Here is a 13,115-nt window from a genome sequence, read left to right as displayed (position 1 = left end):
GTCACCTGCCGGGGGTCGGGGAGGTCTTCGCGGGGGCGGGCGCCGGGGGCGCGGCGGGAGCGGTGGCACGCGGCGGCGTGCCGGAGGGGGTGGGCGCGGGGACCGGCTGGGCGTTGGGTGCCGGAGTCTCGGTGGCGGGGGCGGTCACGGCCGCGCCCTGGACCATCTCCGGGCTGAGCGCCGGGGCCGGCTGGGCGGCGCCCGCGGCGGGCACCCCCTTGACCGTGCCGTCGGGGTTGAGGAAGAGGGGGCTGCCGCCGGGGACCATGCCGAGCTCGGTGGCCCGGCGGGAGAGCGCGTCGGGGGCGGAGAGGCCGTCCACGTCGTGCTGGAGCGCCTGCTGCTCGTCGGTGAGCTCGGTGGTCTGGCGGCGCAGCTCGCTCAGCTTGAACGAGCCCTCGTTCAGCGCGGAGTTCAGCAGCAGCAGGCTGATCAGACCGCCGCCGAGGAGCACGACGACCAGCAGCACGAAGGGGGTGCGGGCGGCGCTGCGGGCGCCCGCGGGGGGCAGCAGCCGGCCGAGCCGGGCCGCCCGCCCCCGCAGCTGCCTGGCCGGTCCGCTCACCGCAGGTCCTCCCGGATCCGCTGGGCGCCGCGGAACCTGGCGGGGGCCGCCCGCCGGTTCTCGGCGATCTCCTCCTCGGTGGGCAGCTCGGCGCCGCGGGTGAGCAGCTTCAGGCGCGGCTGGTACTGCTCGGGCACCACCGGCAGCCCCGGCGGGGCGGTGTTGGCGGCGCCGGCCGCGAAGACCTGCTTGACCAGGCGGTCCTCCAGCGAGTGGTACGAGAGGACCGCGATCCGGCCGCCGACGTCCAGGGCCGCCACGGCCGCCGGGATCGCCCGCTCCAGGACCGAGAGCTCGCCGTTGACCTCGATGCGCAGGGCCTGGAAGGTGCGCTTGGCGGGGTTGCCGCCGGTGCGCTTGGCGGCCTGCGGCAGCGAGTCGCGGATCAGCTCGACGAGCCGCGCGCTGTTGCTGAACGGCTCCTTCTCGCGCTCGCGGACGACCGCCGAGACGATCCGCTTGGCCTGCTTCTCCTCGCCGTACTGCCGCAGGATCCGCACCAGCTCGCCCGGCGGGTAGGTGTTGAGCACCTCGGCCGCGCTGACGCCGGTGGTCTGGTCCATGCGCATGTCGAGCGGGGCGTCCTGCGCGTAGGCGAAGCCGCGGTCGGCCTCGTCGAGCTGCATCGAGGAGACGCCGAGGTCGAAGAGGATGCCCTGGACGCGCGGGACGCCGAGCCGGTCCAGGACCTCGGGGAGCTCGTCGTAGACGGCGTGGACCAGGGTCGCGCGCTCGCCGAAGGGCGCCAGGCGCTCGCCGGAGAGGCGCAGGGCCTCCTTGTCCCGGTCGAGGGCGATCAGCCGCACCTCGGGGAACTGGGTGAGCAGTGCCTCGCTGTGGCCGCCGAGGCCCAGGGTGCAGTCGACGACGACCGCCCCCGGCTGCGTCAGGGCCGGGGCCAGCAGGTCCAGGCACCGCTGGAGCATCACCGGGACGTGCCGGCTCTGTCCCTCCCGTCGCCCGTCGCCGCCCTCGCTGGGAAGCGCTTCGCGCCCTGTCACTTTGGCCCTCTCAGGTCCGGCGGGCACCGGGCGCATACCGCCGGGTCCCCACCCGCTCGGAAGGTCTGCCGGCGCCGGGGAAGTGGCGTCAGCCGACCGGCGAGCGGGGGGAGGCCGAGCCGTACGCGCGCCGCGCACGCGGGGGGAAACTGTGCAACTGCTCTGTACTGCGGATACGGAATCTGTCCCCGCAAGCGGGCCGGAGCGTGTCACCCCTCCCACTTCGCGTCACTTTAGTCCACCGGTCCTTTCGGTCAATCAACGGCCCAGCGCGTCGCGGGGTGCGCTTTTCACCCGCACGGGCGACCGATTACCACGCTTGTGGGTTACCTCACAACCGACCGAGTTGACGGGATTTTTCCGTCCCCAGGACAAGACTGAACGATCTAGGGCGACTACCGTCATAGACATGTCGACTCCTGCGCACCGCCCCGCAGAGCACCCCGTCCGCCCCCACCTCGCGGTCCGTGACGGGGGAACCGTCACCGACCGACTGGTCGAGGCGAACCACAGGTACGCCGACGCGTTCAGCGACCCGGGCATGGACGCCCGACCAGTCCTCCGCGTCGCCGTCGTGGCCTGTATGGACGCCCGTCTCGACCTGCACGCGGCCCTCGGCCTGGAACTCGGTGACTGCCACACCATCCGCAACGCCGGCGGTGTGGTCACCGACGACGTCATACGGTCGCTGACCATAAGCCAGCGGGCGCTCGGCACCCGCAGCGTCATGCTCGTCCACCACACCGGCTGCGGCCTGGAGTCCCTCACCGAGGACTTCCGCCACGAGATCGAGGACGAGGTCGGCCAGCGCCCCGCCTGGGCCGTGGAGTCCTTCCGCGACGTCGACCAGGACGTACGCCAGTCCATGCAGCGCGTGCGCACCTCGCCGTTCCTGCTGCACGTCGACGACGTGCGCGGATTCGTCTTCGACGTCACCACCGGCCTGCTCCGCGAAATAGACCCGGCGGCCTGAGCCCGCGCCGATCCCCGCCGACGGGCCCGTTTCGGACTCGATTCCGCGTCGCTTCGGAATCTCTTCGGGTTCCCTTCGGTGACAAAAACACGGCAACCCCCGACATATCCCCTCCAGTTATCCACAGGCGAGTGACACGACGCGGCGACGGCAACAAGAATGCGGGTGTGGCATCCGTCCGAACGCCTCGGGCGCGGTGTCCGTATTTCGAGGTGGGCCGTGCCGTTTCCAGTGCGCCGGCCCGCAGGCAACTGGGGTAACCCCCCGCTCCCTGAGCGGGGGGAAGGGCCGAGGAGGGCCGGGTGACGACCTATGACGAGCGAGCGAGCCTCACAGATCTGACCGCCACTGCGGAGCGAGTCCGCAGGTCGGTGGAGGGTGTGATCGAGGGCAAGCCCGAGGTCGTACGGCTCTCGCTGACCGTACTGCTCGCGGAGGGGCACCTCCTGATCGAGGACGTCCCCGGCGTGGGCAAGACCATGCTGGCCAAGGCGCTGGCCAAGTCCATCGACTGCTCGGTGCGGCGCATCCAGTTCACACCGGACCTGCTGCCGTCGGACATCACCGGTGTGTCCATCTACGACCAGCAGCGGCGGGACTTCGAGTTCAAGCCGGGTGCGATCTTCGCGCAGATAGTGATCGGCGACGAGATCAACCGCGCCTCGCCCAAGACGCAGTCCGCGCTCCTGGAGTCGATGGAGGAGCGCCAGGTCACCATCGACGGCCAGACCTACGAACTGCCCAGCCCCTTCATGGTGGTGGCCACCCAGAACCCGGTGGAGATGGAGGGCACCTACCCGCTCCCCGAGGCCCAGCGCGACCGCTTCATGGCCCGCGTCTCGATCGGTTACCCGTCGGCCGAGGCCGAGCTCCAGATGCTCGACGTGCACGGCGCGGTCTCGCCGCTCGACGACCTCCAGCCGGTGGCGCACGCGCACGACATCGTCAAGCTCGTCGACGCGGTCCGCAAGGTCCACGTCGCCGAAGCCGTCCGGCGGTACGCGGTGCAGCTGGTCGGGGCCACCCGCAACCACCCCGACCTCAGACTCGGCGCCTCGCCGCGCGCCACCCTGCACCTGCTGCGCGCGGCCAAGGCGACCGCGGCCCTGAGCGGCCGGGAGTACGCACTGCCGGACGACGTCCAAGCGCTCGCCGTCGCGGTCCTCGCGCACCGGCTGCTGCCCACCGCCCAGGCCCAGTTGAACCGCCGCACCGCCGAGCAGGTCGTCCTGGAGATCCTCCAGCACACCCCCGTGCCGCAGGCGGGCGGCCCGCTCTACGGCCAGCAGCAGCCCGGCACCCGGCGGCTGTGATGGCGGCCGGTGCGCCCCCGGCCGAGGCCGGGCCGGAGAGCGCCGAGAAGGGCGGGGCCCGGGCCGCCCTGTCCGGGCTGACCACCCGCGGCCGGTCGTTCCTGGCCGCCGGAATCGCCGCCGCGATCTGTGCGTACGTACTGGGCCAGGAGGATCTGCTGCGGGTCGGGCTGCTGCTCGCCGTACTGCCCCTGGTCTGCACGACCGTCCTGTACCGCACGCGCTACCGGGTCGCGGGCAGCCGGCGCCTCTCCCCCGCGCGCGTGCCCGCGGGCTCCGAGGCCCGGGTGCACCTGCGCGTCGACAACGTGTCCCGGCTGCCCACCGGCCTGCTCATGCTCCAGGACCGGGTGCCGTACGTGCTGGGTCCACGGCCCCGTTTCGTCCTGGACCGGGTGGAGGCGGGCGGCAAGCGCGAGGTGTCCTACCGGGTCCGGTCCGACCTGCGCGGACGCTATCCGCTCGGCCCGCTCCAGCTGCGCCTGACCGACCCGTTCGGGATGTGCGAGCTCACGCGCGCGTTCAGCGCCTTCGACACCCTCACGGTGATACCGCGCACCGAGCCGCTGCCTCCCGTCCGGCTCTCCGGCGAGGCCGCCGGATACGGCGACGGCCGCCAGCGCTCGCTGGCGCTCGCCGGTGAGGACGACGTCATCCCGCGCCTGTACCGGCACGGCGACGACCTGCGCCGGGTGCACTGGCGCTCCACCGCGCGCTACGGCGAGCTGATGGTGCGCCGCGAGGAGCAGCCGCAGCGGGCCAGGTGCACGGTGCTGCTCGACACCCGGGACATCGCGTACGCGGGCGCGGGCCCCGACTCGGCCTTCGAATGGGCCGTCTCGGGCGCGGCCTCGGCGCTGGTGCACATGCTGGAGCGCGGCTATTCGGTGCGGCTGCTGACCGACACCGGCAGCTCGGTGCCGGGCGAGGGGGCAGGCGGGTTCGCCGGCTCCACCCAGGACTCCTCGGAGTCGGCCGGGCTGATGATGGACACCCTCGCGGTCGTGGACCACTCCGACGGCGGCGGGCTCTCGCGCGCGTACGACGTGCTGCGCGGCGGGAACGAAGGACTGCTCGTCGCCTTCTTCGGGGACCTCGACGAGGAGCAGGCCGCGGTCGCGGCGAAGATGCGGCAGCGCAGCGGCGCGGCGGTGGCCTTCGTCCTGGACAGCGACCTGTGGACGCACGGCTCGCCGCCGCCCGGGGGCCACGGCCCGGCCGAGCGGTCGCTGCGGCTGCTGCGCGAGGCCGGGTGGACGGCGCTCGCCGTGCCGCCGGGCGCACCGCTCGCGGCCCTGTGGCGGCAGGCGGGTCAGGAACGGACGGGCACGGGGGCCGCTTCGGGCGGCGCCTCGTGGCCGTCGGGAACATCGGGGATACCGGGAATGTCAGGGGCGTGGTCATGAGCGGGCGCGGACGGCTGGCGCTGTGCGCCTTCGCCGCCACGGTGATGGCGTCGTGCTCCCTGCTGCCGCTGGTCGACCGAGCGACCTGGATCGTGCAGGCCGCGTTCCTGCTCGCCCTCCAGGCGGGGGTGGGCGCGCTCGCCCGCCGGGTGCCGCTGGCGCGGCCGCTGACGGTGCTGGTGCAGGCCGTGGTGACGCTGGTCCTGCTGACCCTGGTGTTCGCCAGGGAGCAGGCCGTCGTCGGGCTGCTGCCGGGCCCGGAGGCCTTCGAACACCTCTCCCAGCTGCTCCAGCAGGGCGCCGACGACGTCGGGCGGTACACGATCCCGGCGCCGAGCACCGACGGCATCCGGCTGATGGTCGTCGGCGGCACGCTGGTGATCGGGCTCGCGGTGGACGCGCTGGCCGTGACCTTCCGCAGCGCCGCCCCGGCAGGGCTGCCGCTGCTCGCGCTGTACTCGGTGGCCGCGGGGCTCTCCAATGGCGGGGCGAGCTGGCTGTGGTTCCTGCTTGCGGCCGCCGGCTATCTGCTGCTCCTGCTCGCCGAGGGCCGCGACCGGCTCTCCCAGTGGGGGCGGATGTTCGGCGGGGCGGCCCGCTCCGGCCGACCGCAGACGCCGTTCGAGTCGGACGGCGGCCCGCTCGCGCCGGTCCGCACCGGCCGCCGGATCGGGGCGCTCGCCCTGGGCATCGCCCTGGTGATCCCGGCCGCGCTGCCCGCCATGGGCACCGGGCTGCTCGGCGGCTCCGGGGGCGCCGGTGGTGAGGGCGGCGGGGGCGGCACGATCTCGGCGGTCAACCCGCTGGTCTCGCTCCAGAACAGCCTCAACCAGCCCGAGGACCGCGAGGTCCTGCGCTACCGCACCAACGCCCAGGACACCCAGGACCTGTATCTGCGGATCGTGGCCCTCGACCAGTTCGACGGGGCCTCCTGGAAGTCGTCCGAGCGCAAGATCAAGGACGTGCCGGACGTGCTGCCGCAGCCCGACGGGCTGAGCCCGGCGATCGGCACCGCGGAGATAAGGACCAGCGTCTCGGCCGCCGGCTGGTACACCCAGAACTGGCTGCCGATGCCCTACCCGGCGACCAAGGTCGACATCGGCGGGCACTGGCGCTTCGAGCCGGTCGGCCGGACCCTCGTCGGCGACCGGGGCCAGACCACGCAGGGCGTGCAGTACCAGGTCAGCAGCCTTCAGGTGCGGCCGACGGCGGACCAGCTGGCCGCCTCGCAGCCCGCTCCCCCGGCGCTGGTGCAGGAGTACACGAAGGTCCCGCAGACCCTGCCGAGGATCGTGAACACGACGGCCCGCCGCGTCACCAAGGGCGCGACCACCGACTACCAGCGGGCCGTCATGCTCCAGGACTGGTTCGCGGTGAAGGGCGGGTTCACGTACGACACCCAGGTGGAGTCCGGCAGCGGTACGGAGGCGATCGCCCGCTTCCTCAAGGACAAGCAGGGCTTCTGCGTCCACTTCTCCTTCTCGATGGCCGCGATGGCCCGGACCCTGGGCATACCGGCCCGGGTGGCGGTGGGCTTCACGCCCGGCGAGCCGCGTGCGGACGGGACGATGTCGGTGGGGCTTCGGGACGCGCACGCGTGGCCCGAGCTGTACTTCGAGGGCGTGGGCTGGACCCGGTTCGAGCCGACCCCCTCGCGCGGCTCGGCCCCGGACTACACCCGGCCCGACACCCCGTCGGGCGGTCCCAGCAACCCGGTGAAGCCGTCCGAGGGCCCCTCGACGAAGCCCTCCACGGCGCCGACCCCGTCGTCCTCCTGCCCCGCGCAGATGCGCAAGCAGAACGAGTGCGGCGCGGTGGCCCCGGCGGCCCCCACGGGCGGCGACGACGGCGGGACCCCGCTGGCCACGGTGGCCGCGGTGGCCCTGGGCGTGCTGGCGGCACTGGCGCTGCCGCTGCTGCCCTGGCTGTGGCGGCGCCGGGTACGGTCACGGCGGCTGGCCCGCGCCGGGCACCCCGAGGCCGATCCGGTCACCGCCACGCTGACGGTGTGGCGCGAGGTCATCGACACGGCCTGGGACCACGGCATCGCCCCCGACGACTCACTGACCCCGCGCAAGGCGGCGGCCCGCATGGTGCGGCTCGGCGCTCTGGACGGCGCGTCGGCGGAGTCGGTGCACCGGGCGGCGAGCGCGGTGGAGCAGGTGCTGTACGCCCCGAGCCCGCAGCGCCCCACGGGCCTCACGGAGGACGCCGACCGCATCCGCACGGGCCTGCGCGCCTCCCTCCCCACCGGCCCCCGCCTCCGCGCCGACCTGGCCCCCCGCTCGGCGGCCCGCCTGGCGTGGGCGGCGACGGCGAAGTGGGAAGCGGCGACGTCGCGTATGGCGAGCAGGGTGCGGACGCTGGTACGGAGGCCGACGCGTCGGCCGACACGGGGGTCGGCGTGAGTCCCTGAAGGGGCCGGAGTCCCTTCGGCAGGGCCGGTTTCCCTTCAAGCGCCGGGCGGGCAACCAATCAGCCCGTCCGGCGTGTGAGGACGAGCGACGGCCGCAGGCCGAGGCGATGGCCCGCACGGCAAGGCGGCAGCAATCGGGGCCGGGGCCGATCAATCAGCCCGTCCGGCGCTTGAGGACGAGCAAAGGCCGCAGGCCGAGCGGGTACGGCTGAGGGGCGACCACCGTCGGTGGTCGCCCCTCAGCCGTGTCCAAGCTTGCAGCCCCGCAGGGCCTAGCGGCCGCCTTCGTCGCGGCGCCGCTGCCAGCGCTGCTCGATGCGGTCCATCATCGACCGCTTCGGTGCGCGCGTGCGCGCCGCAGGCCGCGCCACCGCACCACCGCCCGCGGGCTGCTCACCGCGCCGTGGCGCCTTGCGCCAGCCGGTGACCGCGAGCACGGCACAGCCGAGCATGATGAGGAACCCGACCACGCTGATCCAGATCCCCTGCCCGATACCAATCATGAGGAGCGCGATACCCACCAGGAAGCCAGCGACCGCCTGGTAGACCCGTCGTCGGGTGTACGTACGCAGCCCGCTTCCCTCAAGCGCTGTCGCGAACTTGGGATCTTCGGCGTACAGCGCTCGCTCCATCTGCTCGAGCATGCGCTGCTCGTGCTCCGAGAGCGGCACGGAGTCCTCCTACTCGTCGGTCGCGGGGGGCGACCGGATGCGGCCCCTTCAGGATAGGCAGGGAATCGCCCCCGTGAAACCCGCCCTCTACGCCAATTCGCCAATCCGAGCCGCCACGGCGGCCCGCCCGGTGGGGAGTGGATTCCCCATCGAACGACCCGCCATGCCGGACGTTGTACCCCGATCATACGGGGCGAAGCCGCCGATCGGGGGGCCTGTGGCGTACTCCATGCCGCTACGCCGTCCGGGACAGCGCCGCTGATCAGCGCGGGGACGGCCGGGCGTGTGACGGGGGCCGGGCCGACCGGGCGCACCGGAGCCGCCCGAGCGGCCGGACGGGGGTCAGGCGCGCTTCTCGCCCAGGACGTGCAACTGCGTCGCCACGGAGTGGAACGCGGGGAGCTCGGCGGCGGCCGCCTCCAGCTTCAGCAGGGCGTCCAGGGCGCCCGGCTCGGTGTCCACGAGGACCCCGGGGACCAGGTCCGCGAAGACCCGCACGCCGTGCACCGCGCCCACCTCCACGCCGGTCGCGGCGACCAGCTCGGTGAGCTGCTCGGCCGTGAACCGCCGGGGCACCGGGTCGCCGTCGCCCCAGCGCCCGGCCGGGTCGCCCAGGGCCCGGCGGGCCTCGGTGAAGTGCCCGGCGAGCGCGCGGGCGAGCACGGCGCCGCCGAGTCCGGCGGCGAGCAGGCTCAGCGCCCCCTCGGAGCGCAGCGCGTCGACCGCGTTGCGCACGCCCTCGGCCGGGTCCTCGACGTACTCGAGGACGCCGTGGCAGAGGACCGCGTCGTAGCCGCCGCGCTCGACCACGTCGAACAGGCCGAGCACATCGCCCTGGACGCCGCGGACCCGGTCGGCCACCCCGGCCTCGGCGGCCCGGCGCTCAAGGGCGAACAGCGCGTTCGGGCTGGGGTCGACCACGGTGACCCGGTGGCCGAGGCGGGCGACGGGCACGGCGAAGTTGCCCGAGCCGCCACCGGTGTCCAGGACGTCCAGCGCCTCGCGCCCGGTGGCCTTGACCCGGCGGTCGAGGGCGTCCTTGAGGACCTCCCAGACCACGGCGGTACGGAGAGAGGCGCGGGGGCGCATGGGGTCCGGCACGGCAGTTGACTCCTCGGCGCGGCGCCGCCGCGGGACGGCGGGGCAAAGAACGGTGAAGGCCCGTCCACCCTATTGCCTCGCGGGCCTCCCCCGGCTCATCCCCGCACCTCACCGCACCCCCGTCGCCGTCCAGGCCCCCTCCTCACCCCGCGTCCGGCTCCCGGGTCCTGGGCTGGGGCAGCACGGGCTGGAGGACGAGGAGGCGCTCGACCAGGCGCAGGAACATCGCGGCGTCGCGGATCAGGTCGTCGGCGTCGCGGCCGGTGGCCGCGCCCTGGATGCCCGCCTCGGCGCGGGCCCGGCGGGTGGCGCCGGAGGCGAACAGCGCGCTCCACTCGGTCAGTTCGGGCGCTATCTCGGGCAGCACCTCCCACGCGCTGCGGATCCGCTGGCGGCGGCGCGGGGCGGTCTCGGGGCGGCCCCGGGCGGCGAGCACGGCGGCCGCGGTGCGCAGGGCGGCCAGGTGCGCCGTCGCGTACCGCTCGTTGGGGGTGTCGAGCACGGCGGCCTCGTCCAGACCGCTGCGGGCCTGGGCGAGCAGGTCGAGGGCGGCGGGTGGCGCACCGTCCCGGCGCAGCACCGGGTGGATGTCGCTCGCGGCACCGTTCAGTGAGGGGGCAGGGCCGGTGGGGCGGCGCCGGTGAGCGGCTGCCGCGCGGTGGCTGGCCATGACGAACCTCCTGTCGTCGTGTGACGGCGCTGTGGCCGTATGTGTCCATCGTGAGGGCCACCACTGACAATCGGCCGTCGCCCGCCCCGCTCCCACCCTTGACCTGCCCCTTTGTCCCGTACGCAGGTTCGGGCTATCTTTTGTACTGACCAGTCAGTTCAAAGAATGGGGGGGAACGTGGACAGCCCGCACGGGGCAGGCGTCACCGCCGAGGACTTCGGGCTCAAGGGGCCGCGCGGCTGGGTCTTCCGGGGCGTGCGGCTGGACGCCGCGCCCGGCTCGCTCGTCGCCGTCGAGGGCCCCTCCGGCTCCGGGCGCACCTGTCTGCTGCTGGCCCTCACCGGCCGGATGAAACCCACCGAGGGCCAGGCCGAGGTCGGCGGCGAGCGGCTGCCGCGCCGGATGTCCGCCGTCCGCCGGTTCAGCGCGCTCGGCCCGGTCCCGGGGGTCAGCGACCTCGACCCCGCCCTGACCGTCGCCGAGCACCTGCGCGAACGGGCGCTGCTCCAGCGCCGCTTCGACGGGTCCGTACGCGCCCTGCTGCGCACGCCCGCCGAGCGCCGCACCACCGCCAGGGCCGCGATCGACGAGGCGCTGAAGGCCGCGGGCCTGGACCTCGCCGCGCTGCCGAAGGGCGAGCGCACGTCCGTACGCGATCTGGAGCGTCTTGAGGCGCTGCGCCTGTCCGTGGCGCTCGGGCTGATGGGCCGGCCTCGGCTGCTCGGCGTCGACGACACCGACCTGAAGCTCTCCGACGCCGAGCGCGCCGAGGCCTGGGCGCTGCTGCGGTCGGTCGCGGACGCCGGTACGACGGTGATCGCCGTCTGCAGCCAGGCGCCCGGGGACGCCGACATCACCGTACGGAGTACGGAAAGCAAGCACGACGAGCACGAGGAGGGGGCGGGGGATGCGTTCGCCACGACTGGCCGCGCTTGAGCTGAAGCGGTTCGGCAGGGGGAAGCTGCCGCGCGCGGCGCTGGTGGCGCTCCTGCTGTTGCCGCTGCTGTACGGGGCGCTCTACCTGTGGTCGTTCTGGGACCCGTACGGGCGGCTCGACCGGGTACCGGTCGCGCTGGTCAACGAGGACAAGGGCGCGACCGCGGGCGGCCAGAAGATCGCCGCCGGTGACGGCATCGCCGAGCGGCTGCGCCAGAGCAAGACGTTCGACTGGCGCGAGGTGAGCGACGAGGAGGCGCGCAAGGGCGTCGAGGACGGCACGTACTACCTCTCCCTGACGATGCCCGCGGACTTCAGCGAGCGGATCGCGTCGAGCTCCGGGGACTCGCCGGAGACGGGCGCCCTCCAGGTGCGCACCAACGACGCCAACAACTACATCGTGGGGTCCATCTCCCGCACGGTCTTCTCCGAGGTGCGCTCGGCGGCCTCCGCCAAGGCCTCCCGCTCCTTCCTGGACAAGATCTTCATCTCGTTCTCCGACCTGCACGACGCCACCGAGAAGGCCGCCAAGGGCGCAGCCGACCTCAAGGGCGGCCTCGGCAAGGCGAAGCAGGGCTCCAAGGACCTCGCCGACGGGCTGAGCGACGCCAAGTCCGGCAGCGGCAAGCTTGCGGGCGGCATCAAGAAGCTCAACACCGGCTCCGCCGACCTGGAGGACGGCGCCCGCCAGGTCGCGGCCGGCACCCAGACCCTGGCGAACAAGGTCAACACGGCGGCGGACGAGGCGCGTCCGTTCCTGAAGGAGAACGCCAAGGCCATCGGGGACACGGCCAAGCTGGTCGACGACTCGGTGGGGCCGGTCCGCGACCACCTGGCCGAGGTGATCAGGGCGGCGCCCGCCGCCGCGACCGGCGCCCGCAAGGCGTCGAACGACCTGAACACGGTCTACGGCAAGCTGTGCGAGTCCTCCGCGACGCCCGGCCCGGCCTGCCCGGAGCTCAAGCGCGCCAAGAAGGCGGCGGCCACCGCGGCCACCCTCGCCGAGGACCTCAACGCGGTGGTCAAGGACCAGAACAGCGACTTCAAGACGCTCGACAAGAACCTGGTCGAACTCCAGAAGCAGGCGCGCCGGCTCGCCAAGAACGCGCCGACGCTCGCCAGGGACCTCGACAAGGCCGTCGGCGACGTCAACGCCCTCAACAAGGGCGCCAAGGAGGTCGCCAAGGGCGCGGGCACCCTGCACAAGGGGCTGACCTCCGCCAAGACGGGCGCGGGCGACCTCGACACGGGCGTCGGCAAGCTCAAGAAGGGCGCGGGCACGCTCGACGGCGGGCTGCTCAAGCTCTCCGACGGCTCGGCCCAGCTGGCGGGCGGTCTGCACGACGGCGTCGGCAAGATCCCCGACTACGACAAGCAGGAGCGCGACAAGCGCACCGACGTGATGGCCGACCCGGTCAAGCTCGCCTCGCAGGCGCTGCACAAGGCGCCCAACTACGGCACCGGATTCGCCCCGTACTTCATCCCGCTCTCCCTCTGGGTGGGTGCGATGGTCGCGTACATGCTGATCCAGCCGCTCAACCGGCGGGCGCTCGCGGCGGGCGCGTCGGCCTGGCGGATCGCGCTGGCGGGCTGGCTGCCGGTGGCGGCGGTCGGAGTGCTCCAGGTGGGCGCGCTGATGGCGGTGCTGCACTTCGCGCTCGGCCTCCAGATGGAGCGCACCGCCGGGACCATCGGCTTCCTCGCGCTCGTCTCGTGCTGCTTCGCGGCGATCGTGCAGTGGCTCAACGCCCGCTTCGGGGCGGCCGGACGGATCCTGGTGCTCGCCTTCCTGATGCTCCAGCTGACCTCGGCGGGCGGCACCTACCCGGTGCAGACCAGCCCGGCGTTCTTCAACGCGATCCACCCGTACCTGCCGATGAGTTACGTCGTCGAGGGGCTGCGGCGGCTGATCACGGGCGGCGGGCTCGGGCCGGTGTGGCAGGGCTGCGCGGTGCTGGTCGCCTTCACGGTGGGCACGCTGGCGCTGACCGCCTTGTCGGCCCGCAAGAAGCAGGTCTGGACGCTCGACCGGCTCCACCCCGAGCTGACCCTCTAGGAGCGCC

General features: G+C 73.6%; 11 protein-coding genes. 6 read left to right on the top strand and 5 right to left on the bottom strand.

Features of this window, described 5'->3' with window-relative positions; genetic code table 11:
* Position 1 precedes the first annotated feature (1 nt).
* Complete coding sequence (gene ftsL / locus IE252_RS08925; RefSeq protein WP_190088765.1) at positions 2–565, bottom strand: cell division protein FtsL; 564 nt, start codon at positions 563–565, stop codon at positions 2–4.
* A complete protein-coding gene (gene rsmH / locus IE252_RS08920; RefSeq protein ID WP_229848169.1) occupies positions 562–1,491 on the bottom strand; it encodes a 16S rRNA (cytosine(1402)-N(4))-methyltransferase RsmH in 930 nt (309 codons plus the stop codon). Before rsmH ends, ftsL begins: the two co-directional genes overlap by 4 nt.
* Before the next feature lie 484 nt (positions 1,492–1,975).
* Between rsmH and IE252_RS08915 the strand changes: the two genes are divergently transcribed.
* From IE252_RS08915 to IE252_RS08900, 4 genes are all read left to right on the top strand, one after another.
* The gene (locus tag IE252_RS08915) at positions 1,976–2,539 is read left to right on the top strand and encodes a beta-class carbonic anhydrase (protein WP_190088764.1); all 564 of its coding nucleotides are present in this window, start codon (positions 1,976–1,978) and stop codon (positions 2,537–2,539) included.
* Between the two features lie 302 nt (positions 2,540–2,841).
* Positions 2,842–3,852 carry an AAA family ATPase gene (locus IE252_RS08910; RefSeq protein WP_190088763.1) on the top strand — a complete coding sequence of 337 codons (1,011 nt, stop codon included), beginning with the start codon at positions 2,842–2,844 and terminating at the stop codon, positions 3,850–3,852.
* Positions 3,852–5,258 carry a DUF58 domain-containing protein gene (locus tag IE252_RS08905; RefSeq protein ID WP_190088986.1) on the top strand — a complete coding sequence of 469 codons (1,407 nt, stop codon included), beginning with the start codon at positions 3,852–3,854 and terminating at the stop codon, positions 5,256–5,258. Before IE252_RS08910 ends, IE252_RS08905 begins: the two co-directional genes overlap by 1 nt.
* A complete protein-coding gene (locus IE252_RS08900; RefSeq protein ID WP_190088762.1) occupies positions 5,255–7,666 on the top strand; it encodes a transglutaminase TgpA family protein in 2,412 nt (803 codons plus the stop codon). Before IE252_RS08905 ends, IE252_RS08900 begins: the two co-directional genes overlap by 4 nt.
* 280 nt (positions 7,667–7,946) lie before the next feature.
* On the opposite strand, the gene IE252_RS08895 is transcribed toward IE252_RS08900, so the two are convergent.
* The 3 genes from IE252_RS08895 to IE252_RS08885 all read right to left on the bottom strand — a co-directional run bounded on the left by IE252_RS08895 (position 7,947) and on the right by IE252_RS08885 (position 10,116).
* Positions 7,947–8,345 (bottom strand): SCO2097 family morphological protein, encoded by a 399-nt coding sequence (locus IE252_RS08895; RefSeq protein ID WP_190088761.1) that lies wholly within the window; start codon positions 8,343–8,345, stop codon positions 7,947–7,949.
* Positions 8,346–8,687: 342 nt separating this feature from the next.
* Positions 8,688–9,446 carry a methyltransferase gene (locus tag IE252_RS08890; RefSeq protein ID WP_190088760.1) on the bottom strand — a complete coding sequence of 253 codons (759 nt, stop codon included), beginning with the start codon at positions 9,444–9,446 and terminating at the stop codon, positions 8,688–8,690.
* Between the two features lie 142 nt (positions 9,447–9,588).
* On the bottom strand, positions 9,589–10,116 hold the full coding sequence (locus IE252_RS08885) for an SAV_6107 family HEPN domain-containing protein (protein WP_190088759.1): 528 nt from the start codon (positions 10,114–10,116) through the stop codon (positions 9,589–9,591).
* A 177-nt stretch (positions 10,117–10,293) separates the two neighbouring features.
* On the opposite strand from IE252_RS08885, the gene IE252_RS08880 reads away from it, so the two are divergent.
* Together IE252_RS08880 and IE252_RS08875 are read left to right on the top strand one after the other, a co-directional pair.
* Entirely contained in the window at positions 10,294–11,052 is a 759-nt protein-coding gene (locus IE252_RS08880; protein ID WP_190088758.1) for an ATP-binding cassette domain-containing protein, read from the top strand.
* Positions 11,024–13,108, top strand: a complete 2,085-nt coding sequence (locus IE252_RS08875) for a YhgE/Pip domain-containing protein (RefSeq protein WP_190088757.1) — start codon at positions 11,024–11,026, stop codon at positions 13,106–13,108. Before IE252_RS08880 ends, IE252_RS08875 begins: the two co-directional genes overlap by 29 nt.
* Positions 13,109–13,115 lie beyond the last annotated feature (7 nt).

This window comes from Streptomyces melanogenes, assembly GCF_014649795.1.
Taxonomy (GTDB): Bacteria; Actinomycetota; Actinomycetes; order Streptomycetales; family Streptomycetaceae; genus Streptomyces; species Streptomyces noboritoensis.
This window is presented reverse-complemented; position numbering and strand designations above follow the sequence as displayed.